Here is a 23,642-nt window from a genome sequence, read left to right on the forward strand (position 1 = left end):
GCTTTGCCGTTCTGATGACCGCCGTGGCGGTTAAAGTACGTTAAGCCCGAACTGATGTAGTAGCAGATGTCGTGTCCAGAAGCGCAGTAAAGTCCGTCAGCGGCATCGGCCGTCCGAGAAAGTAGCCCTGCCCCTCTTCACAGGCGAGCTGTTTTAATCGGTCAAGCTGCGCTTCTGTCTCAATCCCTTCTGCCGTAATCGTCAGCGCAAAGGCGTGTGCCAGCGCGATAATGCCCGCCACCACCGATTCCGCCTGCTGCGACTCTGGGAAATCCTTCATCCAGGAGCGATCTATCTTCAGCCCGTTAAAGGGGAACGTCTTCAGATAGCCCAGCGCCGCATAGCCGGTGCCGAAATCATCGACCGTCAGCCGTACCCCCAGCGCGCGCAGCCCTTTCATCACCTCCAGCGCCTGCTGCGGATGTTCGAAGGTGACGTTTTCCGTAATCTCCAGCTCCAGCCGCGTCGCGGGCAGCCCGCTGCTCTCCAGCGCACGCGCCACGCGCTGCACTAAATCATTGCTGCGAAACTCGACCGGCGAGATATTGACCGATACATAGCGATCCGCGCCCCAGGCGCTGGCGTCACGACAGGCGCGCGCCAGTACCCAGTCGCTGATGGCGACGATCAAACCATTCTCCTCCGCCAGCGGGATAAAGCGATCGGGCGTGATCGGCTGACTGTCCGCTGGCTGCCAGCGGATCAGCGCTTCCGCTCCCGCCAGTCTGTCGCTTTGTAGCTGATAACGCGGCTGATAGTGCAGGCAAAACTCTTCATTGTGCAGCGCCTGTTCAATGCGCTGCGCCATGTCGCGCTTATGGTCGCGCAGGCTGGCCATATTATTGGCGTACCAGACCCAGCAGTTGCGCCCTGCCGCACGCGCTTCGTTAAGGGCGATATCGGACATGCGCAGCAGCGCTTCGGGATGACTGGCGTCCTGCGGCGCACAGGCGATGCCGATGCTGGCGGTCAGGTAGTGCGCGTGCTGTCCGGTATAGATCGGCTGCTGCACCTCCTGCAGCAGTCGGGCGCAGCGGTGCTCCACAATCTCCGCGTCGCCCTCGTGCAACACCAGCACAAACTCATCGCCGCCCAGCCGCGCCGCCAGCTCGTGGGGGCCGACGCCGCGCTGCAGCCGCTGCGCCATTTGATTCAGCACCTGATCGCCCGCCGTGTGGCCCCAGTTATCGTTTAGCGGCTTGAACTGATCGAGATCGAGACTGACGATCGCCAGCGGCGAAGCCAGATGAGGCGGTTCCAGATGGCGCGTCAGGAACTCCTGTAGCTGTATGCGGTTAGATAGCCCGGTCAGCGCATCATGGCGTGAAAGAAACTGGATGCGCGCCTCCGCTTCCATCCCCTGCGTAATATCCGAGACGGTGCCGCGAAAACCAGCGCGACGGCCGTTGTGCCAGATGGTTTTCGCTACCAGATGGCCGATGCGGCGCTCGCCCTGCGCGCTCATAAACTGACAGCGCAGCGGTGCAGAGGGGCTGTTCTCCTCCTGACGCATCAGCCAGGCCACCAGTGAATGGCTGGAGTGCGTCAACAGACGATCGATATGCTCGCCCGTCCAGTCGGCGATCTGATGGCCGGTCAGGCGATGAAAGCGGGAAGAGAGATAGATCAGTCGCCCCTGCTCATCGGTTTCCCAGATCCAGTCCGAGGCGGCCTCAGCCAGATCGCGAAAGCGCGCCTCGCTGTGCGCCAGCTCCTGCTGGCTGATCGTCAGCATGGCGAAGCGCCGGTCGGAAAGAATGGCGTGATGCAGCGCGTGGCGGCTGACGCGGCGCGTAATCCAGCCGGTAACCAGCGCCATCGCCGCCAGGATCGGCAGCAGCAGCATAAGCAGACGCGTGCCGGGCATTTTCGGCTGCCAGCGCAGCACCACCGCTTGACCGTCCATCGCCTCCAGCGTCATGGATGGCAGCCGTTCATCACTGTTGTTCGCTGTTCCGCGCGGCGCCCAGATATCGAGCATCTTGCCCAGCGACTCAAGTTTGGCGGGCGTAAACAGGTTAACGAAGATCATGACAGATGGCCCTCCCGCCTGGTCAGGCAATCTTGTCGTTTTTCCCATCGTAATGGGCGCTGCCACGATAATCGCCGGCTGCCGTTCAATCATGGCATTGCGCGCCAGCGCCGCATTATCCAGCCTGCGCGCATCGCGCAGCAGCGAGGCGCTCTGCGCGCCGAGCCAGGCTTCCAGCGGCAAATCAGTAAGCTTTCCGTTAATCACGGCGTAGCGCGTGCGGCCAGCGCTATCCACTACAAAAACGCCTTCGTAGTGGTATTCAGAATAGAGATCCGGCCCAAGATTCTCTTCATCCCAGGCCCAGCGTTTATTTATCGTCGCGTGCAGGTTATGCCAGGCCTCGCCCCAGAATGCATAGTCGCGCACGTCTGTCAGCATCGTCTGCTGGCGGGCCTCCCACGCCTGGTGCAGCCGCTGACGCTCGTGGGCAGTAGCGTCGTGGTTCTGCCGCTGCGCGATGACGAGCACCATCAGCACGGCGAGCAGCAGCACGCCGGAGAGCAGCAGCGAAAAGATGCGCAGGCTGCGGCGCGTGCTGCGCAGGGTGCGATCTTCAGCCGCCAGCGTAAAAAGGCGCGGCGGCGATTCTGGTGGAACAAAAGTCATCAGGAGCGCTCACAACAAAGCGATAGGATGCGTTCAGGCAGCAAAGCGTCTACGGCGGACGCTGCGGAGCCGAACAGGTTTAAGCGTTATCGGCGCGCAGCGCCGCGGTTTTAGCCTGCCGACGGAATTTACTGCGGTGAGAGTTTGTAGACGCGCCTCCCTCGACAGGGATCGGGCGCATTGCTACTATGCGCTTTCCTTCAATGGCTGGGTCGCCTATGAACACCAATCCCGACAGAGTGACGTTGACGCTGTTCTACGTCGGCAGCTTTGTGGTCTATTACCTCGTGACGATGCTGATTACGCTGTTTCCTAATTACGGCGTGCTGCGTAACGACGGACTTCTGGTGCCGGTGCTCTGCCTGTTTGAATTCGCTGTGATCTATCCGCTTTACCGTTTTTATTGCCAGCGCCGCAGCGATCTGCCGCTGGGCGAGCTGCGCGTTCGTCAGACGCTGCTCTTTATTTTCGCGCTGTTTGTGCTGATGGCGGCGCAGACGCAGTTTTTGCAGCCGGAAGGCTGGCTGGTGGAGCAGGCGCAGCAGGGACGCAATTCAATGCTGATCCTGCTGCTGACCGCCGTACTGCTGGCGCCGGTATTTGAAGAGGTGCTGTTTCGCGGTTTTCTGCTACAGGCGTTCCTGCTGTGGGCGCCGCGCAGCCGCTTCGCCTGTATGCTGCTGACGTCGCTGCTGTTCGCAGCGATGCATACGCAATATGTGCACTGGGAAACGCTGGTGGCGCTGACGCTCTTTTCGCTGCTGCTCTGCTATGCCCGTCTGCGCAGCAACAGCCTGGCCTTGCCGATTTTCCTGCATACCTTCAATAATCTTATCGCCCTGCTGCCCGCCTGGTTTTTGTCCTGAGGCGCAAAACCGCTCAGGCGGGTAATGCCGCGCCGACACGTTTGTCTATACTGGATCGTAAAAAAGGAATCTAAGCATCACAGTCCGTACCAATGAGACCGTGTAAAGGAGTCGAGCCATGTTGATTGGATTTGTGTTGTTAGTAAGCGCCTGCGGCCACGACGCCTGCGATGCCCTGCCGGTATCAGAGCGGATTTATCCGACTAAAGCGGCCTGTGAGGCCATGGCGGATCGTATCCATAAAGTACGGCCTGGCGTGGTCCTGCTGTGCGGTGAAGTACACCGCTAATTAAGGCCACTGATGGCGGTGGATAAAAAAGAGGCAGTTTTAACGTTGCAGCCAGCGGCAACAGCGTTCAAAATATAAGCTGTTTTAAACTATTATCGTTGTGATCCCCATGAAAACACCACGCCCCCGTCGTCCGACTGGACGCTGGGTTTATTACATTTTGTATGACGGCATTCTCTGGCCCTGCCCGGTACGCTGGGAGTGGGAAAGCGGCTACGGCGGCTGGCTGCCGTTTTACTATTCGCCGACCTTTGAGTTTGTCGCAGGCGATCCAGGCAAGGCGTATCGCATCGCCCGCAGCGACGTGCGCGCTAAACGGCGCGAGCAGGAGGAACGTGAATATGTGTAATGCGGCTCAGCGGGAAACCCAGGGCAGCCAGGAGGAAGTCATCAGAAAGTGAATCAGCTCCAGCGCCAGCACGATCATCACTAATACGCCCAGCTTGTGGCGGCAAACCCATGTTTTCAGCCCCATATCATCGCCGCCCAGCGGATCAGCAGCAACGCGCCGCAAATACAGAGCAATACCAGCACCATTTTCCAGACGTTTTTTGTCGGCAGATATTTCGCCACGCCTCCCCCCTTCCGCAGAAAGAAAAGATGCGCCACAGGGCGCATCCATCGAGGTTCATAAGAACCGGGCCAGCATAGCGCGGTCGCTGGTTAAGGGCGACCTGCTGGATCAATTATTCAGAGTATAGTCGAGCGTAATTTCAGCGTTCAGCACCTGAGAGACCGGGCAGCCCGCTTTCGCCTTTTGAATGATTTCATCAAACGCCGCGTTGTCGATGCCTGGCAGACTAATGGTGCTGTTCAGCGCGACTTTAGTGATAGCAAAACCCTCGCCTTTTTTATCCAGCGAGACGTCGGCCGTAGTATCGATGCTCTCAGGCTTATGGCCCGCATTGCCCAGCATCAGCGACAGCGCCATGGAGAAACAGGCGGCGTGCGCCGCGCCGATCAGCTCTTCCGGGTTAGTGCCCTTCGCGCCTTCGAAGCGGGTGTTGAAACCGTAAGGCGTCTGGCTCAGCACGCCGCTTTCGGTGCTGATGGTGCCTTTCCCTTTAATATCGCCTTCCCAGTGCGCCGATCCTTTCTTGTGAATAGTCATTTCATTCCTCCAGTTGGTGACGAGTAAGTAAGTATAGACAAGCCTCAGCTAACGGCACGGGGACGCGGCGCGGCGCCCGGGTTCGCGAGCGCGGCACCGGCATCCACCAGCGCGTCACGCGTGATGTCGGCGATCGATTTCGCGCCGGTCAGCGTCATCGCCACGCGCATCTCTTTCTCCACCAGCGAAAGTAAGTTTTCCACGCCGCGCTGACCGTGTGTCGCCAGCGCATACAGGTAAGCACGCCCCAGCAGCACGCTGTCAGCGCCGAGCGCGATCATGCGCACCACGTCCAGCCCGTTGCGAATGCCGCTGTCGGCGAGAATGGTGATATCGCCCTTCACCGCATCGGCGATAGCGGGCAGCGCGCGCGCCGACGACAGCACGCCGTCAAGCTGGCGGCCGCCGTGGTTCGACACCACGATGCCGTCCGCGCCGAAACGCACCGCATCGCGCGCGTCTTCGGGATCGAGAATGCCTTTGATCACCATCGGGCCATCCCAGAACTCGCGGATCCACTCCAGATCGCTCCAGGAGATCGACGGATCGAAGTTTTTCGCCAGCCAGCCGATGTAATCCTCCAGCCCGGTCGGCTTGCCGAGATAGGTGGAGATATTGCCAAGGTCGTGCGGGCGGCCATGCAGGCCAACGTCCCACGCCCACTGAGGGTGCGTCACCGCCTGCCAGTAGCGGCGCAGGGCGGCGTGCTGGCCGCTCATGCCGGAGTGCGCATCGCGATAGCGCGCGCCGGGCGTCGGCATATCGACGGTGAAGACCAGCGTCGAACAGCCTGCGGCTTTGGCGCGCTCCAGCGCGTTGCGCATAAAGCCGCGGTCGCGCAGCACGTAAAGCTGGAACCACATCGGACGGTTGATAGCGGGCGCAACCTCCTCAATCGGACAGACGGAAACCGTCGACAGCGTAAAGGGGATGCCTTTCAGCGCCGCGGCGCGGGCGGCCTGCACCTCGCCGCGGCGCGCGTACATGCCGCACAGCCCTACCGGCCCCAGCGCTACCGGCATCGCCAGGGTTTCGTTGAACAGGCGGGTTTCCAGACTCAGCTCGGACATATTCTTCAGCACGCGCTGGCGCAGCGCCACGTCGGCCAGATCCTCGACGTTACGCTGCAGCGTACGCTCGCTATAGGCACCGCCGTCGATATAGTGGAAGAGAAACGGCGGCAGAATACGCTGCGCAGCGGCGCGGTAATCGGAGGCGGCGGAGATAATCATAGGGCGTTTTCCTTGCGTTAAAGAGAGTCATTGCCTGGCAGACGCGTGATGCGCGCCTGGCGCGCTTCGTCTTCATGCAGGCTTTTCAGGGTGGCGTGAACAAAGCCGAGGTGCTCCATCGCCGCACGTCGCGCCTCCTCTGCCTCTCCGGCGAGGATCGCTTCAAGCAGGCGCTGATGCTGTTCGGTAAGGCGGGCGAAAATCGGCGGCTGGCTGTACATCCGCTGTCGGCTTTGCAGCACCGAGGACTGCAACAGCTCAAAGAAGCCGCGCATGGTCTGCAGCAGCACGACATTGTGTGACGCTTCGGCGATAGCGAGATGAAACCGCACGTCGGCCTGTGCGGCGAGGTCAGGATCGTCACTCTCTTTCAGCTTCAGCGTGGCGTCGAAAGCGAGCCGCAGACGCTCTTTATCCGCCTCGGTGGCGCGCTGCGCCGCGTACCAGGCGGTGCTCGCCTCTATCGCATGGCGCGCTTCAAGAATGTCGTAACGATAGTCGGGATCGTCCTGCAGCAGCTCGCGCACAGGCGCGACGATGCGCTGTTCTGCCCAGGGAGCAAGCGGCTGACGCAGCCAGGTGCCGCCGCCGCGACGGCTAATCAGCATGCCGCTGCTGACCAGCCGCTGCAGCGCTTCGCGCAGCGAGGAGCGCGACACGCCCAGCTCGGCGGCCAGCTGCCGCTCGGCGGGGAGTTTCATGCCCGGCTCCAGCTTCTGCTGCTCTATATAACGTCGCAGCCGCACGACGAGATGCTCTGCAACCGGCGAAATTGATTCAGTCATGGCGTATCCAGACGCGGCGCGGCAAATTTGGTCTGACCAAAAACGCGCGGTGGGTCAACAGGAGGTTAAATGGTTAACTCTTTGTTAACCTGAAACAACCTTTTGCCCCGTGATTTTTCCGCTTCTGTGATTTATGCCGAAGAGTCAGATGAAACTGGTAGGACCAAACTGGCGAGACTGGTGCGGATAAGGAAACGAACGGGCATAAAAAAAGCCTCCAGACGGAGGCTTGGTTCAGCAAGACGGCGTCGTCAGGCGCTCTTCGCCCATTTTTGAGCCGTCATCATCTCCATCGCCAGCGCAAACAGCGGCTGCTGGTTCTGTTCCGCGTTTTCGGCGTAGCAGCCGATCATTGAGACAACCTTGTCAGAAGATAAGCTTTCACCGTGGAGATGCAGCGTAAGCACTGCGCGACCAACGATTTTCAGCACATCTTCATGTGATCCCTGGGCAATATTACTCAATGGAAAACCCTCAAACTGTCGTTGTAATAGAAGTATGGCGCGCTAAATATAAAGCAATTGCAGTGATTATTTTATCGGCTGCATGAGTGAGATTATTTAATGATTAATTCTTTTGCTGGAGTTAAAAAAAAGGAATCATCTGATATAAAAAGGATTAAACTTTTCAAAACGCGCATTTATAAAGCTTCGACTGGCCTTAAAAAGCAACAAATTATGCACAAATAGTTCATCATCACCTGGAAGCATTAAAAGATTACATCCATTCTCATCTATCTTCGGGTTATTCCTAAACGCCTGCGGAGCTAAGCTTTCATGCAGGTTACCCTTTTCCCTGGTTGCCGCGCGACGCGCATTCTGCCAGACTTGCCGCGCTATTTTTCGACCACCTTTTGCCGCCGAGGCCGCCTGTGACCGCATTTTCTACCCTTACCGTTCTTCCCGCCAGTCAGATCGCCAACCTGGGCGAAATGGGCTATACCGATATGACGCCCATCCAGGCCGCCACGCTACCTGCCATCCTGGCGGGGCGCGACGTGCGGGCGCAGGCCAAAACCGGCAGCGGCAAAACAGCGGCGTTCGGTATCGGCCTGCTGCAGCATATCGACAGCAGCCGCTACGTTACCCAAGCGCTGGTCCTCTGTCCGACGCGCGAGCTGGCGGATCAGGTCAGCAACGTGCTGCGTCAGCTGGCGCGTTTTACCCGCAATATTAAAATCCTCACCCTGTGCGGCGGCCAGCCTTTAAGCGCGCAGCGCGACTCGCTGGCGCACGCCCCGCATATCGTGGTCGGCACGCCTGGCCGTATTCTCGATCATCTGAAGCGCGAAACGCTGAAGCTCGATCAGCTCGCCACGCTGGTGCTGGACGAGGCAGATCGCATGCTTGAGATGGGCTTTCGCGATGATATGGAGGCGGTGGCCGCGCTGACGCCCGCCAGCCGCCAGACGCTGCTCTTCTCTGCCACCTGGCCGGAGAGCATCGCCTCGCTCAGCGCGCGCTTTCAGCGCGACGCGCTGCATGTCGCCACGGAAGAGGTCAGCGAGTTGCCCGCCATCGAACAGGAATTTATCGAAGCGAGCCAGAATGAAAAGCTGCCGCTGCTGCAGGCGCTGCTGTCGCAGCGTCAGCCTGCTTCATGCGTGGTGTTCTGCAACACCAAACGCGAGTGCGACGATATTGCCGCCGCGCTCAATCAGCAGGATATCAGCGCGCTGGCGCTGCATGGCGATCTGGAGCAGCGCGACCGCGAACGGGTGCTGATCCGCTTTGCTAACGGCAGCGGGCGCGTGCTGGTGGCGACCGACGTCGCGGCGCGCGGTCTGGATATTAAAGCGCTGGCGATGGTGGTGAACTACCAGCTGGCGTGGGATCCGGAAGTGCATGTGCACCGCATTGGCCGCACCGGCCGCGCAGGCGAACAGGGTAGCGCGGTAAGCTTTGTCGCAGCGGACGAAATGGCGCGCGCCCACGCGCTGGAAGATTTTTTACAGCAGCCGCTCAACTGGGTGGCGGCAAGCGCGCTGAAAAAAGGCGCGCGCCAGCCGCTGCTGGCCGCCATGATGACGCTCTGCATTGATGGCGGACGAAAAGCGAAGATCCGTCCGGGAGATATTCTCGGCGCCCTTACCGGCGAGGCAGGCTTTCGCGCCGACCAGATCGGCAAGATCGATATTACCCCCAGCCACGCCTACGTTGCCGTTGCGGCGAGCGAAGCCAAAGCCGCGCTGGCCAGGCTGAAGCAGGGGAAAATGAAGGGCAAGAGCGTGCGAGCGATTCTGCTGAAGGACTGAAGTGAGCGGCTGGATAGCGCGGGGAGCAAAATGTCCCGCGCTACAGGCCAAAACAACGCACTGGCGCGGAGATCAACGCACCATAAGGTGCGTATTTAGTCGTGTCGGGCGAACGAGACCGTCTCGATCGCCCAGAAAAGCTACATCGAAGATTTAGCCGGGCTGTTACGGCTCGTCAATCTGCGTAACCTGCAGTACCGTTTTCTCACCTTTGCCGTGTACGCGGCCGCTTACGCGCACCTGCTCGTCCGCTTTGTAGGTTTTACCGCCGAAGGTTTTTTGCGGCGCGATAATGGTGATAGTGCCGGTGCTGTCGCGGAACTGATAGTTATCGCCCTGCAGTTTCTTCAGAATATAACCTTCAAGCGTGACGTAACCGTCCTGACGGAAATCGCGGATCTGGTTGATATGCGTCTGGCCGGTATCCTCTGAACCTTTATAACCCGCATCCTGCTTTTTCTGCGGCGGCGGCGTCGCGCCCGCTTCAAAACCGCCCTTCTCGGCCAGCGCCGGTAAACTCAACAAGGCCAACAGCGTAAACGTCATGACTTTTTTCATGGTGCGCTCCTTTAGTGAAATTTTTCCGTTGTTACCCGTTAAGCCTGGCACAAGAATCGCTAACCGCCTGGTCGATCTATTTTTCACCACTGCCTCTTACTTTTTTGCGAGACGTGCCGATAACGCTTTTAACACCCACTATCGCCGCGCGACAGGCGGCAGCAAGGCAGAGCCAACGATGGATAATTTTCAAAAAGAGATAGATGAAAGAGCAAATCTGGCGTTATCAAACCGCTTTGAACTGCTGCTGTTCCGCCTGGGCACCGATCAGGCTAAAGGAAAATCTGAACTGTTCGGCATTAACGTTTTCAAGCTGCGCGAAATCGTGCCGATGCAGCCGATTACCCGCGCAGCGGGCATGCGTTCACCGCTGCTGGGCATGACCAACATTCGCGGCCAGTTTATCCCGGTTATCGATCTACCGGCGGTCGCAGGCTGCACGCCGGAGACCGGCCTGAACCTGCTGCTGGTTACCGAGTATGCGCGTAATACGCAGGCCTTCGCCGTAGAGTCGGTCGATAATATCGTGCGCCTCGACTGGAGCCAGGTGCATACCGCTGAAAAAGGCATTGGCGGCCGCAATATCACCAGTATCGCCTGCCTCGAAGATGACAAAGGCAGCAATAACCTGGCGATGGTGCTCGACGTTGAACAGATTCTGTATGACGTGATCCCATCGGTGCGCGGCGACGAGCCGGCGCCGGAAATCGTGCGCAGCTTTAAGATCAAGCCGGGCGCGGTAGCTATCGTGGCGGAGGACTCGAAAGTGGCGCGTCAGCTGCTGGAGCAGGGCCTGAAAAGCATGGGCATCCCGGCGTTGATGCATAACACCGGGCTTGAAGCCTGGCTGAAGATCAAAGAGATGACCGAAGCGGCGCAGGCGGCGGGCGAGTCGATTCACGACAAGATTGCGCTGGTGCTGACCGACCTCGAAATGCCGGAGATGGATGGCTTTACCCTGACGCGCAATATCAAGCGCGAAGAGGCGCTAAAGCGCATTCCGGTCGTGATCCACTCTTCGCTTTCCGGCAGCGCCAACGAAGACCATGTGCGTAAAGTCGGCGCGGACGGCTACGTCGCGAAATTCGAAATTAACGAACTCTCCTCCGTTATTCACAGCGTGCTGGAAAAAGCGCCCTGATGCTCTCTGAACACGCGACGCCCCGTCGCGTGTTCCTTTTCTGTTTCGCTTTTATCCCCTCTTCCTTTTGCTCTGATGACCTTATCAGCGCCTGCCTTTACTCGCCTGCTGCTGAACGGGCCAGATTCAACTGCTTAGCCGGGTTAATCTGATAGCTCGCTAAGGCCTTCTGATTCTCTGCACCGCTAATGATTAGCCTCCGGCGTGCCTGCTATGCCGCTCCGGCGTGCAGAAAACGCTCAGAAAAATTAAAGTCAAAACAAAAGCATCCGATAACCTGTGCGCCAGCTCTCATTTTAGCCGTTATCGGGCGGCCTGGGGGTTCGGCGCAGGCTGGTCACACACAGGCGTTAAAAACTTAACTGTTTAAGCAGAAACGCTTTATGGAATAGCGGGGAGAAGAGAGATGTGGAGTTTAAAAAACATGAAGGTCGGTGTCCGGCTTGGCGTCGCCTTCGGCATTGTGGTGGTGTTGATGGTGATCATTGGAGTAACAACCGTCAGCAAAATCCAGAGCATCAACAGCGGCATTTCCGCTATCGTTGACGACCGTTACGTTAAAGTGCGTCTCGCCTTTGACGTGCGCGACGGCGTAAACGATCAGATTAAATACCTGCGCGGGCTGGTGATCGATACCGCGCATCCGGACAGAAACGTTAAACGCTACGGCCAGCTTGATGAAGCGACCCAGCGCACCAACACCGCCATGAACCGCATCGCTGCCATTCAGGTTACCGAAGTCGGGAAAAAGAAAATTCAGGGACTGATTGATGCGGGCAAGCAATTCGAAACCGCGAAAAGCGCGCTGATCGCGCTGGTCAAAGCGGGTGACTTTGAAAACGCCGGGGTCTATGCGCTAAAAACCATGACGCCAGCCCAGAATGCTTTCCTTGAGGGCGCAGAGAAATTCGCTAACTCGCAGGATTCACAGCTGCGCAACGAAGGCCGGGAAATCGTCAGCGCCGCCAGCACCGCAATAATGATTACGCTGGTCTGCGCCGCGCTGGCAATCATCGCCTCGATTCTGCTGGGCATCTACCTGACCCGCTCAATCGTGCGTCCGCTCACTGAAGCGGTTGGCGTTGCCGAGCGCGTCGCCGCGGGCGATCTCAGTTCAAAAATCACTATCGACAGCCGTGATGAAACCGGCGTGCTGATGCGCGCGCTGCAGCAAATGAACGATAATCTGCTGAGCATAGTCACCGAAGTACGCACCGGTTCCGATACTATCGCCGTCGCGTCGAACCAGATCTCCAGCGGCAACCTGGATCTCTCTACCCGTACCGAACAGCAGGCCAGCTCGCTGGAGGAAACCGCCTCGGCGATGGAACAGATGACCTCTACCGTGAAGCACAACGCCGATAACGCGCGTGAAGCCAATCAGCTGGTCGCGACCACTTCCGCCGTGGCGCGTGAAGGCGGCGTGGTGATGGAGCAGGTGATCGAGAAGATGGAGGCCATTGCGCTGTCGTCGAAGAAAATCGTCGATATTATCAGCGTAATCGACTCTATCGCCTTCCAGACCAATATCCTGTCGCTTAACGCTGCCGTCGAAGCGGCGCGCGCGGGTGAACAGGGTCGCGGATTTGCCGTAGTGGCGAGCGAAGTGCGCAATCTGGCGCAGCGCTCAGCGTCGGCGGCGAAAGAGATCAAGCTGCTGATTGAAGATTCCGTGATGAAAGTCGATGAGGGCAGCAGGCTGGTTTCCCACGCTGGCTCCACCATCGGCGAGGTGGTCAACAGCGTGAATAGCGTAGCGGGCATCATGAGCGAAATCACTATTGCCAGCAGCGAGCAGAGCACCGGCATCAGCGAAATCAACATGGCGATTACGCAGATGGAAGCGGTGACGCAGCAGAACGCCGCGCTGGTGCAGGAAGCTTCGGCTGCCTCGCAGGCGTTGCAGGATCAGGCGGAACGCATGGCGCAGGCGATGAGCGTGTTTAAAACCGGCGCGCTGCGCCCCGCTCAGTAAGGGTTCACTACCGGGCGGCCGTTGCGGGCCGCCCGGCGTGATTAACGATAATAAGCCAGAGGAAAGCAAAATCCGGTCGTGTGTAGCGGATGAAATACATCCATTAAAAAGCGCGCGCCTTATACAGGGCGTAAAGACAGTAATAAGCCGCAAAACTATTAAAATTCATAATAATATATTTCAGTTTTTCATTGCGGTTCAGCAGGATAAAAATTCCTTTTGAATATTTCCCGCGTTTAATCTCATTAATTTCCCGTGATATTTCATTGTGTGTAAAAGAGTCGTGATACATCGACGTCACTATCTGCATATCCAGCGCCAGCACTCGCTTAGAGACGCCTTTCAGAAAGTAGTCGAGATCGCGGTGCGTATACTTATTCATGATGGTGTCATACAGGCCGGTCAGAAACTGCTTGCGCTCTTTGAGCTCGTTGTACTGAACGCGCTTCTTTGACAGCGAATCCATCACATTTTCGTAATGGTAGGCTGTGCTGTCGATCACCAGACAGTTACTGACGTTGTAAAAGTACTTGAGGTTGAACAGCAGATCTTCGCTCATGGAGATCCCCTCAAGGAAATGGAGATTATTCGCCTCAATTACGCGCCGGCTGTAACACTTGTTGTGCAGATAACCGATATTGTCGCTCATCTCCAGTTCACCAAGCAGATAAGGCATCTCCTGCGCCGCAAAATAGCCATATTTACGGATGCTGCCGATACGGTCATCGACCAGGTTGCCGACGATTAAATCTATCGGCCTGCCGTAGCTGTTATCCAGCGACTGCTGAAAGCTGGCGAGAAAGTGATCGTCAACCCAGTCGTCAGCGTCGAGGAAAAGAATAAAATCCCCCTGCGCCTGCTTCAGCGCGCGGTTACGCGCCGCGCTGACGCCGCCATTCTGCTGGTTGATAACGTGAATATTCTGCTGGTAGCTAAATTCCTCCAGCAACGCGGCGGTGCCGTCGGTGCTGCCGTCATTAACTACTATCACTTCATAATCGTCGCAGGTCTGCTGCAAGACACTGATTAATGTTCTTCTCAATGTTTTTTGCGCATTCCACGCGGGAATAATAATGCTGAACTTGGGTGTAGAAATCATTTTTCATTCCTCTTAACTATCTGAGGGTTTTAACGTCGTTTAATAAAAACCATATTTTTTTAGGACTGAAAAAAGAGCGATGAATGGTTAACATCGGCTGAGCGGCAAAAAAGTAATTCAGCAGCGTGAACGAAAGCAGTTCAGTCAAAATAACGCTAAAGGCTGCGCCGGTCAGGCCATAGAGCGGCACCAGAACAGCGGAAGAGACCAGACAAATCAGCAGTACAAAAAAGGTTTTTTTCACCAGATAGGCGTAACCGTTATATTTGATAATAAAGCGATCCATTACGCTGCTCAGCAGGCCGAACATCGCGCCAAGACAGAGCCAGACCGTAGGCGCGACCGCATCCTGATAAGCGGGACCGTAAAAGTAATGAATAAAAGGCGGGGCCAGCAGCGCGACGGCGGCGATCACCAGCGCCGACACCCCCACCACCAGCAGGTGCAGCTGCTGAATTTTAACGATGGCGCGTTTAGGGTCGCGTTCTGAGAAAAAGGCGGGATAGAACGACGCCAGCAGCGCATTAGGCAAAAAGACCCAGGCGCCAGAAAGCGTTAACGCCACCGAAAAGACACCCGCCTCTTTAACGCCGAGAAAATAGCTGACGCTGAACTGGTTCAGACGCGTATAGAGCGCCACGGCGATAACCGAGAAGATAAGCGTGCCGCCGGAAGCCAGCATATAGCGAGAATAGATCTTCAGCTGTTTGCGGGTCGGCGTACGCACCGCGCCTTCATAACGGCGGAACAGCGCCAGCTTGATAACAAAGGGAATAAAGGTCGCCAGCACGATCGGCAGCGCCAGATAGCGCGGGTCCAGTTCGAAGTATGAGATGACGAAGCGTATCGTCAGGCTAATGGTTAAGCCGATAGCGTTGGCGATGACGTTCAGTTTCGCATTCAGCATCGCCTCGTTAAAAACGTTAACCAGATCGATAGCGGAAAAGAGGCAGGCGATGGCCGCAGCAACAATAAAGATCTGCGCCTGCGAGCTCATCTCTTCGCGCATTATCACCATACCGGCCGACGCCAGCACCAGATAGAGCGTGAAGATCAGCACCGATGCGGAGAGCATCAGCCTGATGCCGGAGTGTTTATTTTGCGACAGCCGTTTCAGCAGAATGACATCGCTGCCCATATAGGCCACGGTCTGCAAAAACTGAAACACCAGCAGCGAGATGGAAATAATGCCGAAGGTGGTCGGCCCGACATATTTCGCCACAAAAGAGGTAACGAAAATCAGGCCAAAGACCGCAATGATCTTCTCGGCGATCATCCACAATGAGTTCTTCAGTTTATCTTTCATGATTACCCTCCGCGCACCGCGCTTTGCGCCAGCTTGCGCAACTGGGAGACCAGACGCGGCGAGCAGAAAAAAAGCGTGAAGTAGAGGCTCCATCCGTTAACGATGACCCCTGAAGAGAGGTAGGCTTTAAAAGCCTGACGGTAGCGGCGAATATGATCGTTGATAAAGGCGGAATTAAACTCGCCTGAGACGATGGCTTTATATAAATAAGCCGAGGAGACCTTCAGCAGCAGGAAATAGAAAAATTTGTCGTTGCTGCGCGACAGCAGCCGCTGCATTTCACTAAATGAGCGGGCGAATGAGAAATGCTTTTCGCGTACCGACGAGCGCGTCGCCGAGTTCTCAGATTCAACGTAGTTGTAAATGACGCTGTTAATGCATATCACCCGCTGGTTTTTAAGCAGGCTGAGATACTGCATAACAAACAGCAGATCCTCAAAATTAGCGATCTGCTCGTTAAAGCGCAGCTGGTGCGCGCGGATCAGCTCGCCGTTAAAGAGCTTGTCGCAGATGCCGTGACGCGGATGGAAATAGAGCAGATCGTTGACCGCATCGCTGGCGCTGAGCACGCGCCGCGCCGCAGAGGGAAAGGTCCGCGCGACAGGTTTTCCGTGCGGCGTAAAGTGCTGCGACTCGCCGACAATCAGGCCAACGTCATCATTCATCTGCGACAGGCAGAGGCTTAATGCGTCGGCGGGCAGAAAATCATCCGCATCGACGAAGCGCAAATAAGCGCCGCGCGACGCCGCAATGCCCGCGTTGCGCGCCGATGAGACGCCGGCGTTACGCTGGGTAATAATGCGCACCTGGGGGTGGTCGCGCCAGCTCTCCAGCATCAGCGGCGAGCTGTCGGTCGAGCCGTCGTCAACCAGAATCAGTTCAACGCGCGGCTCCTGCTGCGCCAGCACGCTTTCAACACAGCGAATAATCGAATTTTCGGCATTATATACCGGCACAATTACGCTAATTAACGGGCTGTTAAGCGTTACCATAGATCCTCTGGGAAAAGTGTTTTACGTCCACGCTAAAAGCGCAGCAATAACCGCAATAAAGCTTTAGTGCCGGGCTCACTTCAGCGTTTTTGTTTTTTTCCCGGATGAATGCTGTGCGACTACAGAAAAAATCAGGATTGAATGATGAGATATTACGTGCCGCTTTTATTCCGTCAATGGGGCGAACGCTAAACCGGAATTTCCGCACAGACGCTCTGTTTATTCATCATAATTAATGGATAAGCGGGCATTACGCTTACCTGTGAGATTTATCACCTGTCTGGGCTGGCACGCTTAAACAGTAAAAAGCAGAATTAATAACGCTTTTTCTTCAAAGAGGAAAAAATCGCCTTTTGCCTTAGGATTTATCCTGGCTGGTAAAAACAAAAAAAGCTGTGCTTTCAGGGCATCGTGCAGACTGACGTGAAATTAGATTAACCGGGCTTAATAAGTTTTGTTTCTCGATACTTTCACTATTAATCAGCACACCGCAATGCACGCTTAAGAATAATAAGAATATACATTTAAAACATAGCGCCAGGTTAAACAGTGCTGGTGTAAAAAAAGCGGGGTTAAATGCGGGAAAAATTAAGCCGGTTAACGTGACGAATATCTCGTAAATTTCGGGGGGTGGCCTAAGAATTGGGCGAGAGGTCAGGACAGAGGGAAATAAGGTATCGGGTGCTGCGGGTAAAGGTGAAGGGCTGGCTTTAGCCCTTCTCTCTGCGTTAAAGCGCGTTTAAGGCATTCATTACCGCATCGGGCATGCTGGGCCTGCCGTTACTGAGGCAGGTTGCGACAAAAGTCGCCTCGGCATAAGTGACGCCATCGACCCTGATTTGCTGAACGAAGTTAACCCGATTGCGCTTTTCATTTTTCTCCAGCGTACAGGTCACTTCCAGCTTGTCGCCCTTTTGCAGGCTCTTGCGAAAGCGCAGCGAATACTCCAGCACCATATAGAGGCGTCCCTGTTTAAACTCCTCTTCAATGTCGATACCCAGCGCTTCGCGCATGTAGGCATGGCGCGTCCATTCCATATAGAAAGGGTAATAGAGGCCATCGACGATGCCCTGGAAATCGATATGGTTTTCATCAACATCATAGTGCTTTGCAAACATGTCCGTATCCTGCGGTAGTGAATAGAGTAACGGTTTGATTTTGCGAATTTAACCTGGCGCGGCCTCTGACGCATTGCTTTTTGTGCGCGCGGCAAGGTAAAAAAAGCCAGGCATATTGCCTGGCAAGACGTTAATTCAGATGCGTTTTTAGCTCATCGGCCGCCTGGCGCAGCGCAGTACGAACCGCAGGCACATCGCTCAGTCCGTTCAGTAAACCGTAATCGTGGATCAGACCGTTATAGCGCGTTACCGTGACGTCAACGCCAGCGGCATCCAGCTTACGGCCGAAGGCTTCGCCCTCGTCGCGCAGCACGTCCAGCTCGGCGGTCTGGATCAAGGTTGGCGGTAGCCCCTGCAGCTGTTCGCGGGTAGCGCGCAGCGGCGAAGCCAGAATATTGTTTCGATCGCTCGCTTTAGTGGTGTAGTTATCCCAGAACCATTTCATCATATTGCGCGTCAGAAAATAGCCATTCTGGAACTGATGATATGATCCGGTATCAAAGTGCGCGTCGGTCACCGGCCAGAGCATCACGTCATAGCGAATCGCTGGCGTATGCTGCTGCTTCGCCTGCAGCGCGACCGCCGCCACCATATTGCCGCCGACGCTGTTGCCCACCAGCGCCAGACGTTTGCCATCCACGCCAATCTCGGCACCGTGTTCTGCAACCCAGCGGGTTGCGGCATACGCCTGATTGATGGCGACGGGATAGTGCGCTTCCGGCGACGGCGTATAGTTAACGAATACCGCCGCGGCGCCCGACTCAACGACCAGATCGCGCACCAGACGTTCATGGGTCGGAAAATCCCCTAATACCCAGCCGCCGCCGTGGAAGAACATAAACACCGGCAGCGTGCCCTGCGCCCCTTTGGGCTTAACAATATTGAGTTTCAAAGGCTGGCCGTTTACCTCAATGGTTTTTTCCGTTACCTCTGCGTCGGGCAACGTCGCGCCTTTTTGTGCGCCGACCAGCACCTGCCGCGCTGCCTGCGGCGAGAGCTGTTCCAGCGGTTTGCCGCCGCTGCTGTTCAGCACATTTAAAAAGTTTTGTACATGATGCTCTGGCTGCGGTGCTTCAGCGAAGCTGTTAGCAGAAGCAGCGGCCAGCGCCAGGGCTAAAAAGGTCTGTTTAATTTTCATGAAGTTACTCCTTTAATCAGTTCACTATTAAATCGCACGCTATTTAAATGCATCGCCTTAGCTGCGACGCATTCGGGATGAGGTGAATTTACATAGTGCGCTACTTAATAGCAAGCAAAAAACATAGCCTGGCGGACTTTTTAAAATAAGTTATTGATTAATATATATTTATTATTAAATCGCATACAGAGCTAAAACAGATGAGAGAGGTCTTCAGCTTATCAACTAACTGCCCCAGCATGGTATGTACTGCAGTAACATTGCTCAAGACCTTCAGCAAACCATCGTCATGGTGCGCGTTAGCGTGACGGTTATGCCAGTAGCATTAAAATGAGAAAACATGAGCGGGGAAAACCAGAACGGTTGATTGACTGTTGTTTCTTTCTGTTCCACTTTAAACTTAACCAAGATTGATATAGATCATACCTCCTCCTGCTGACTCATGTTAGTTGTTATTTGTACCTCCCCCTTACAACTTAAATTAAAAGCTTTTATTTTTAGCTATGGCTGTCAGGGTAAAAAACGGAAAACTCATATGGAATTCATAAAAAAAAGCTTGCTAGCATTATGCCTCTCCCTTACTTTCGCAACATGCGCGTCTGTACCCACGCCACATCAAAAGGAGCTAGAGAAAATAGAATATTTTTCTGTCGGAATGAATGGGTTCATTGGTCATATAAGTGAAGGAGAAAAAATTTATCGCAACATACTTAAAGATAATAATGCAGAGAAAACCTTCCTCACTATTTTTGAGAGTGAAACATCCACTAATGAGGCCAGGCTTTATGCAGCCTGCGGTCTTTATGCCCTACACTTTCAAAAAATCAATTCTTTATCTGGTAAGGGAAAAAACGAATACGTTTCCGTTTTAAGTGGAGACATTCTGTATAAGAAAAAATTTGATGAAGTATTAAATTCAATCACTACGAAAGGATGCCAGTAATAAAATCAAGGGTTTAAACAAAAAAGGAGAGTGTAATGAGGCCGTTAAATAAAGAAATGATGGAACATGCGAAAGGAGGTTTAAACTGGGAGGGGAACCGAGAATCCACTAATGTCATCGACCTCCAGGGCACAGATATGGGAGGCTGGATAGACGCTAACTATACGTGCTGGATGCCAGGAACATCTTCTGCTGTTATGTATCCTGGTGGAGCTGATGGTTTTAGCTCTGGCGCTAATTCAGGAAGGTGATTATGAAATCTCAAGAGATTACAGAGCATCAATAGTGAAAATGATCCTGTAATCTTCTCTTTAAATCCCTACTACGTTTTTTTCATTATTAGAGTAAAATAGTCACATAACCTTAATGGATACTTAATAAATATATGCTTCGACTGCACTAATAACGCACGCTTTTCCTTTAACAAAAACAACCCAGGCCATGTGCTTCATCTATTATACAATTCTAAAAAATCAGCTTATCCCCTTTCCTCTCTTTGAAGAAATTGCTCATCTATAGCGAATAAACCGATGAGCGAGATTACAACTGACGGTTTCAGCCAGGTAAAAATTAAATCAGAACATGCAAGTCGCACACTAGTCACCCGTTGCCACAAAACACTTCAGGAAGTAATAATTTCAGGAAATACAGCATAAAAACGGAATGGGAAAGCCTGTCAGCATTTATGTGAACAACCGTTCAAATGCAGAAAAAGATCTAAGATGGTGCCGGAAACAGGAGTCGAACCTGCGACCTTCGCATTACGAATGCGCTGCTCTACCAACTGAGCTACACCGGCATAAAGGCGAGAACTACGGGGCAATAAGGTAGAAAAAAGCGCTACCTGCGTCAAGAGCCGCAGCGTGCAGATGCTGCTTTTCTCGTCATTTGATACCCGAAACGGCTCCCCTGCTCTCTTTCTGCGCCAGAAACAAAAAAGGCGAGGCCGTAGCCTCGCCAAAACGTGCCTGTCATCAATCGTAATAAGGGACCTTGCGGTCAGTACCATTGATATTGATAAGCACAAAGCCCGAAGGCGTGGTTTTATTAGTCGGCGTACCCGCAGTCGTCGCGAGCGTGACTACGCCTTTTTCGTTGGCGCCGATACCTGCCAGTCCATTATGCAAGCCAAAGCGTGCGGCCGGTTTCAGCGTCCCCATTTTGGTGGTGTCCGTTACCACCGACATATCGGACTGGAACAGCGAGCAGGAGCCGCTATCGAAGCGCGTTGGGCCGGTACACTTCAGGTTGAACATAGTGTCCCCACTGTTCGCGGCCAGCTTTACCCACACCACCGCATAGGTGGTGCCGACACGACTATAGCGAATATCCAGCACTGCCGGTTGCCCCATATGGCAGGCGTCGGCCCAGACGGTTTCCAGTCGCTGCAGGTTGATCCAGGTTTTACCGGTCCCCACCATATTGACCGGCGAGGTAGCGGTCGTAGACGGTGAAGTGGCGTCGCCTTTACCAATCATCTCAATAACCCACTGCTGGTTAGGGCTGGGGAAGAAGAACTGGCCGAGGCGATACCAGTTATCGGTGCTGGTATTGTTGGTCACTTTATAACCGCTGTAGTACCCTGCTCGCAGCGAGCCGGTCATAAAGGTGCCGTGGTTCTCGTCACGACGATAGCCATACTCAAAGGTAGAGAGCCAGCGGCCGCTGACGGCATCCTGAGAGATAGTGCCGCCCGACTGCAGACCAATCTGGCGCATCACCACGCGCGCATTGTTCAGATTGAACGGGTTGTCGCAAGCTTCAATGTTCAGCGTGTCGATGGTCCAGCCGCCGTCGGAGAGATTGCCGGGGTTGCGCGTATGCTCAATCCAGACGTTGCGCATAATCCCCTGGGTCACGCGCGGCATATAGAGCGTGGCGTCGCCGTAGCCGGTCTGGAAGTTAGCGTTGCTCAGCTCGATTGCCGTTGAGTGGTCCCAGACGCCATTCGGTGAGTTTGACCAGCCCACATCAAACACGCGCGAATAGGTGTAGAGGGTATAGATCTGGTCAAACTTACTGTCGAGCGTATCCAGCAGCTTGAACACCGTACCGCCGGTATTCTGCGCGCGGAAACAGTGAATGTTCACCGTTTCCCCTTCGATACAGGTGTTCTCAAAGAACGGCTGGTTGTTGCTCACCAGATCGGCGGTGATGGTGCCGGTGTTTTTCACGGTATCGGCGCTGGCCTGACCGTTCCACGCCATACCGGCGATCACCGTACGACGCGCTTTTACCTTGAACACCGGCGTGGCGCTTTTATCAGAGATAATGGTGGTACGCGGCAGCGAACCCAGCGGTGAGTCATCGCCGAGCAGGCCAAAGAAGGTCGCATCAGTGGCGCTGAGATCGATGGGCTTGATCAGGAATTTCCCGCCGGGAAAGCGTACGGGCAGCGCGACGCAGTTAGCGTTCCAGGTCTTGGTCCAGTTGTACATGCGCATAAAGGCGTCGGTGTCGTCGGTGTAGCCATCGCCTTTGGCACCGAAGTGCAGCACGTTCAACTCAGAAGGATCGTTAATAGTGCGCTTCCAGTAAAAGCCATCGCCCACTGCAATCGTGCCACCGTCATCTTTCAGCGTGGTAGTACCAAGGTAGCCGATAAAATCACCGCCGCCACGGAAGGTTGAATCCTTATCATAGTAGCGGTTCAGACTGGCGACCTGGCCTGCTGCTGCTGGTTTGGTGGTACGCAGTTCAGCATAAGAGTTCACTTCAATCATGGTATCCTCCTCAGGATTTCAGGGTACTGATGCTCTGACGTCTGTCAGCGCGTGGCCGGACGGCCGCAAAGTTGGTCCCACATGTCGTTGTGGGTATTGATGGCGCGAACGGTGCGAACGTCCATGCGTTGCGCATCGTCGCCGTGGGTGTAAATCGGTGAAAAAAGCACGCAGGCCGAATCGGTGACGGCCGCTGGCTCAGGGTTTGTTGTATTTCGACTGCTGCAGCTTGTCGCGAGCAGCAGCGTCATCAAGATTGCTGTTATCGGTCGTAACACGGGTCGCCTCCTCGCGATGCAGTTGTTGCTGATGCGCGACGGCGGCGGTTTGCGCCGCCTCTTTCTTCGCGCTCTCCGTATCGGCTTTGGCCTGCTGCTGCACCTTGCCGATCTTTTTGCCGCCGAAATAGCTGGCGCCCAGCGCGGCAATCAGCGCCCCAATAACGGCGATCCAGTGCCAGCCGCCGGTAAGCAGTGCGGTAAACAGGCTCATTTTTTGTTCGCCTCCAGTGCTTGCTTTTGCAGCAGCAGATTCTTCTGCCGCACAAACTGCGCGATAACACCCATCGCCACCATAAAGGCGCCGATCAGGCCGAGATAGTTGTGGGGAAGAATGCCTTTAACGTCTTCCGGCAGGGTATTCCAGGCGTTCAGCGCCGCCTCAGGAAAGGACTGCACCCAGGCGCTGAGCATCGATCCCAGCGACGCCAGCCAGACAGACCAGGTTTTAAACAGCAGCCGCGCATGGGCAACAAACTCCAGCGTGGTAAAGCGCTGCATAATCAGCAGCACAACGATGACCGCCAGGACGGCGATGATAAAAAGTAACCATTTCATAGCAGCCCCCGATAAACGTCATAGGTGCCGCTGCGCATCACTTCGGCATGACGGCGAGCGCGTCCCGGGGTCTGACGCGCCCACAGGCTGTTGAGCATGGAGTTGGCCGCGCTGTCGTAATCCTCCGCCGCCACCGCGCTCAGCATGCTGGTAAACAGCGAGAGGCCATCCACGCCGAGCTGATACGCCATGCTGTAAAGCACGTCGCTGCGTGCGTCATTGCACTTTGCCAGCGCCTGTTGCAGAAGCGGTCGGCTCTGCATCTGCTGGGCTTTGCCCTCAATGATGCATTTCTTCCAGACGTCGCCGACCTGACGCGGCACGCGAAACACATAGTTATTGAGCGACGCGCCCTTTGGTCCGATGCGAATGCCGCCCGCCACGGTAGGAAATCCCTGTGTGTCGAGATAAGGCGCTTCGACGTAACCCTCTTCAAAATTGAGAATCTCAATAATCTGGCTCATAACCATTCCTCTATTACGGGCATGGGAAAGCATTCCCGATGCGACAACGACAGTTAAAGCGCACTGATCAGTGCCAGAGATAACCCCAGCAACGCCCCAGGCGAACCCAGCAGCAGGACTAAACAGTGCGGTCAGGCTCCCCGTTCAGACAAAACGGGAGAAAAGGTGAAG

Annotated in this window: 25 protein-coding genes and 1 tRNA gene; 7 read left to right on the forward strand and 19 right to left on the reverse strand. The window is 55.3% G+C overall.

The features are described 5' to 3' along the window. Nucleotides 1-40 precede the first annotated feature (40 nt). Nucleotides 41-2,641, reverse strand: a complete 2,601-nt coding sequence (locus MHZ89_RS05480; protein ID WP_311782139.1) for an EAL domain-containing protein — start codon at nt 2,639-2,641, stop codon at nt 41-43. A 218-nt stretch (nt 2,642-2,859) separates the two neighbouring features. On the opposite strand from MHZ89_RS05480, the gene MHZ89_RS05485 reads away from it, so the two are divergent. The 3 genes from MHZ89_RS05485 (at nt 2,860) to MHZ89_RS05495 (ending at nt 4,145) form a co-directional block, all read left to right on the forward strand. Then, nucleotides 2,860-3,507 carry a CPBP family intramembrane glutamic endopeptidase gene (locus MHZ89_RS05485; protein WP_120451225.1) on the forward strand — a complete coding sequence of 216 codons (648 nt, stop codon included), beginning with the start codon at nt 2,860-2,862 and terminating at the stop codon, nt 3,505-3,507. Between the two features lie 118 nt (nt 3,508-3,625). Further along, complete coding sequence (locus tag MHZ89_RS05490; RefSeq protein ID WP_167456942.1) at nt 3,626-3,796, forward strand: hypothetical protein; 171 nt, start codon at nt 3,626-3,628, stop codon at nt 3,794-3,796. Nucleotides 3,797-3,905: 109 nt separating this feature from the next. Further along, nucleotides 3,906-4,145 carry a hypothetical protein gene (locus MHZ89_RS05495; protein WP_120451224.1) on the forward strand — a complete coding sequence of 80 codons (240 nt, stop codon included), beginning with the start codon at nt 3,906-3,908 and terminating at the stop codon, nt 4,143-4,145. Between the two features lie 116 nt (nt 4,146-4,261). Here the strand turns inward: MHZ89_RS05495 and yniD are convergent, their stop codons facing one another. From yniD to MHZ89_RS05525, 6 genes are all read right to left on the reverse strand, one after another. After that, entirely contained in the window at nt 4,262-4,369 is a 108-nt protein-coding gene (gene yniD, locus MHZ89_RS05500; protein WP_311782140.1) for a small membrane protein YniD, read from the reverse strand. 109 nt (nt 4,370-4,478) lie between these two features. Beyond that, the gene (locus tag MHZ89_RS05505) at nt 4,479-4,907 is read right to left on the reverse strand and encodes an OsmC family protein (RefSeq protein ID WP_311782141.1); all 429 of its coding nucleotides are present in this window, start codon (nt 4,905-4,907) and stop codon (nt 4,479-4,481) included. Nucleotides 4,908-4,951: 44 nt separating this feature from the next. Next, entirely contained in the window at nt 4,952-6,139 is a 1,188-nt protein-coding gene (gene lldD / locus MHZ89_RS05510) for an FMN-dependent L-lactate dehydrogenase LldD (RefSeq protein WP_311782142.1), read from the reverse strand. Between the two features lie 17 nt (nt 6,140-6,156). Then, nucleotides 6,157-6,924: a transcriptional regulator LldR gene (gene lldR / locus MHZ89_RS05515; protein WP_311782143.1), complete on the reverse strand. Its 768-nt coding sequence runs from the start codon at nt 6,922-6,924 to the stop codon at nt 6,157-6,159. 251 nt (nt 6,925-7,175) lie between these two features. Beyond that, complete coding sequence (locus MHZ89_RS05520) at nt 7,176-7,388, reverse strand: hypothetical protein (protein WP_311782144.1); 213 nt, start codon at nt 7,386-7,388, stop codon at nt 7,176-7,178. Nucleotides 7,389-7,523: 135 nt separating this feature from the next. Continuing rightward, a complete protein-coding gene (locus MHZ89_RS05525) occupies nt 7,524-7,805 on the reverse strand; it encodes a hypothetical protein (RefSeq protein ID WP_311782145.1) in 282 nt (93 codons plus the stop codon). On the opposite strand from MHZ89_RS05525, the gene dbpA reads away from it, so the two are divergent. Further along, nucleotides 7,796-9,178, forward strand: coding sequence for an ATP-dependent RNA helicase DbpA (gene dbpA / locus MHZ89_RS05530; protein ID WP_311782146.1), 1,383 nt, complete (start codon nt 7,796-7,798; stop codon nt 9,176-9,178). The two genes, MHZ89_RS05525 and dbpA, sit on opposite strands and share 10 nt — an antisense overlap. 165 nt (nt 9,179-9,343) lie before the next feature. On the opposite strand, the gene MHZ89_RS05535 is transcribed toward dbpA, so the two are convergent. Next, nucleotides 9,344-9,736, reverse strand: a complete 393-nt coding sequence (locus tag MHZ89_RS05535; protein WP_120451218.1) for a YgiW/YdeI family stress tolerance OB fold protein — start codon at nt 9,734-9,736, stop codon at nt 9,344-9,346. A gap of 178 nt (nt 9,737-9,914) precedes the next feature. Between MHZ89_RS05535 and MHZ89_RS05540 the strand changes: the two genes are divergently transcribed. Continuing rightward, entirely contained in the window at nt 9,915-10,877 is a 963-nt protein-coding gene (locus tag MHZ89_RS05540; RefSeq protein WP_269949423.1) for a chemotaxis protein, read from the forward strand. A gap of 406 nt (nt 10,878-11,283) precedes the next feature. Continuing rightward, complete coding sequence (locus tag MHZ89_RS05545; protein WP_311782147.1) at nt 11,284-12,852, forward strand: methyl-accepting chemotaxis protein; 1,569 nt, start codon at nt 11,284-11,286, stop codon at nt 12,850-12,852. A 103-nt stretch (nt 12,853-12,955) separates the two neighbouring features. Here MHZ89_RS05545 and MHZ89_RS05550 read toward each other — a convergent pair whose 3' ends face one another. The 5 genes from MHZ89_RS05550 to MHZ89_RS05570 form a co-directional block, all read right to left on the reverse strand. Further along, nucleotides 12,956-13,951, reverse strand: a complete 996-nt coding sequence (locus MHZ89_RS05550) for a glycosyltransferase family 2 protein (protein ID WP_311782148.1) — start codon at nt 13,949-13,951, stop codon at nt 12,956-12,958. 16 nt (nt 13,952-13,967) lie between these two features. Further along, nucleotides 13,968-15,257, reverse strand: coding sequence for an oligosaccharide flippase family protein (locus tag MHZ89_RS05555; protein WP_311782149.1), 1,290 nt, complete (start codon nt 15,255-15,257; stop codon nt 13,968-13,970). Nucleotides 15,258-15,259: 2 nt separating this feature from the next. Continuing rightward, complete coding sequence (locus MHZ89_RS05560; RefSeq protein ID WP_311782150.1) at nt 15,260-16,249, reverse strand: glycosyltransferase; 990 nt, start codon at nt 16,247-16,249, stop codon at nt 15,260-15,262. 728 nt (nt 16,250-16,977) lie between these two features. Next, complete coding sequence (locus MHZ89_RS05565; protein WP_311782151.1) at nt 16,978-17,367, reverse strand: thioesterase family protein; 390 nt, start codon at nt 17,365-17,367, stop codon at nt 16,978-16,980. Nucleotides 17,368-17,497: 130 nt separating this feature from the next. After that, a complete protein-coding gene (locus tag MHZ89_RS05570) occupies nt 17,498-18,505 on the reverse strand; it encodes an alpha/beta hydrolase (RefSeq protein WP_311782152.1) in 1,008 nt (335 codons plus the stop codon). Between the two features lie 442 nt (nt 18,506-18,947). Here MHZ89_RS05570 and mchS3 point away from each other — a divergent pair, with 442 nt between their 5' ends. Next, entirely contained in the window at nt 18,948-19,448 is a 501-nt protein-coding gene (gene mchS3, locus MHZ89_RS05575; RefSeq protein ID WP_311782153.1) for an MchS3 family protein, read from the forward strand. Nucleotides 19,449-20,171: 723 nt separating this feature from the next. On the opposite strand, the gene MHZ89_RS05580 is transcribed toward mchS3, so the two are convergent. The 6 genes from MHZ89_RS05580 to MHZ89_RS05605 all read right to left on the reverse strand — a co-directional run bounded on the left by MHZ89_RS05580 (nt 20,172) and on the right by MHZ89_RS05605 (nt 23,471). Then, a tRNA-Thr gene (locus MHZ89_RS05580) sits at nt 20,172-20,247 on the reverse strand. 175 nt (nt 20,248-20,422) lie between these two features. Continuing rightward, nucleotides 20,423-22,171, reverse strand: coding sequence for an amylovoran biosynthesis protein AmsF (locus MHZ89_RS05585; RefSeq protein ID WP_311782154.1), 1,749 nt, complete (start codon nt 22,169-22,171; stop codon nt 20,423-20,425). A 44-nt stretch (nt 22,172-22,215) separates the two neighbouring features. Then, nucleotides 22,216-22,341, reverse strand: coding sequence for a hypothetical protein (locus MHZ89_RS05590; protein ID WP_311782155.1), 126 nt, complete (start codon nt 22,339-22,341; stop codon nt 22,216-22,218). Between the two features lie 28 nt (nt 22,342-22,369). Beyond that, the gene (locus MHZ89_RS05595) at nt 22,370-22,663 is read right to left on the reverse strand and encodes a hypothetical protein (protein ID WP_311782156.1); all 294 of its coding nucleotides are present in this window, start codon (nt 22,661-22,663) and stop codon (nt 22,370-22,372) included. Continuing rightward, nucleotides 22,660-23,007 (reverse strand): hypothetical protein, encoded by a 348-nt coding sequence (locus MHZ89_RS05600; RefSeq protein ID WP_311782157.1) that lies wholly within the window; start codon nt 23,005-23,007, stop codon nt 22,660-22,662. The genes MHZ89_RS05595 and MHZ89_RS05600 overlap by 4 nt, the downstream gene beginning before the upstream one ends. Next, nucleotides 23,004-23,471 (reverse strand): glycoside hydrolase family protein, encoded by a 468-nt coding sequence (locus MHZ89_RS05605; protein ID WP_120451203.1) that lies wholly within the window; start codon nt 23,469-23,471, stop codon nt 23,004-23,006. Before MHZ89_RS05605 ends, MHZ89_RS05600 begins: the two co-directional genes overlap by 4 nt. Nucleotides 23,472-23,642 lie beyond the last annotated feature (171 nt).

This window comes from Pantoea sp. ACRSB (assembly GCF_022346905.1).
Taxonomy (GTDB): domain Bacteria; phylum Pseudomonadota; class Gammaproteobacteria; order Enterobacterales; family Enterobacteriaceae; genus Pantoea; species Pantoea piersonii.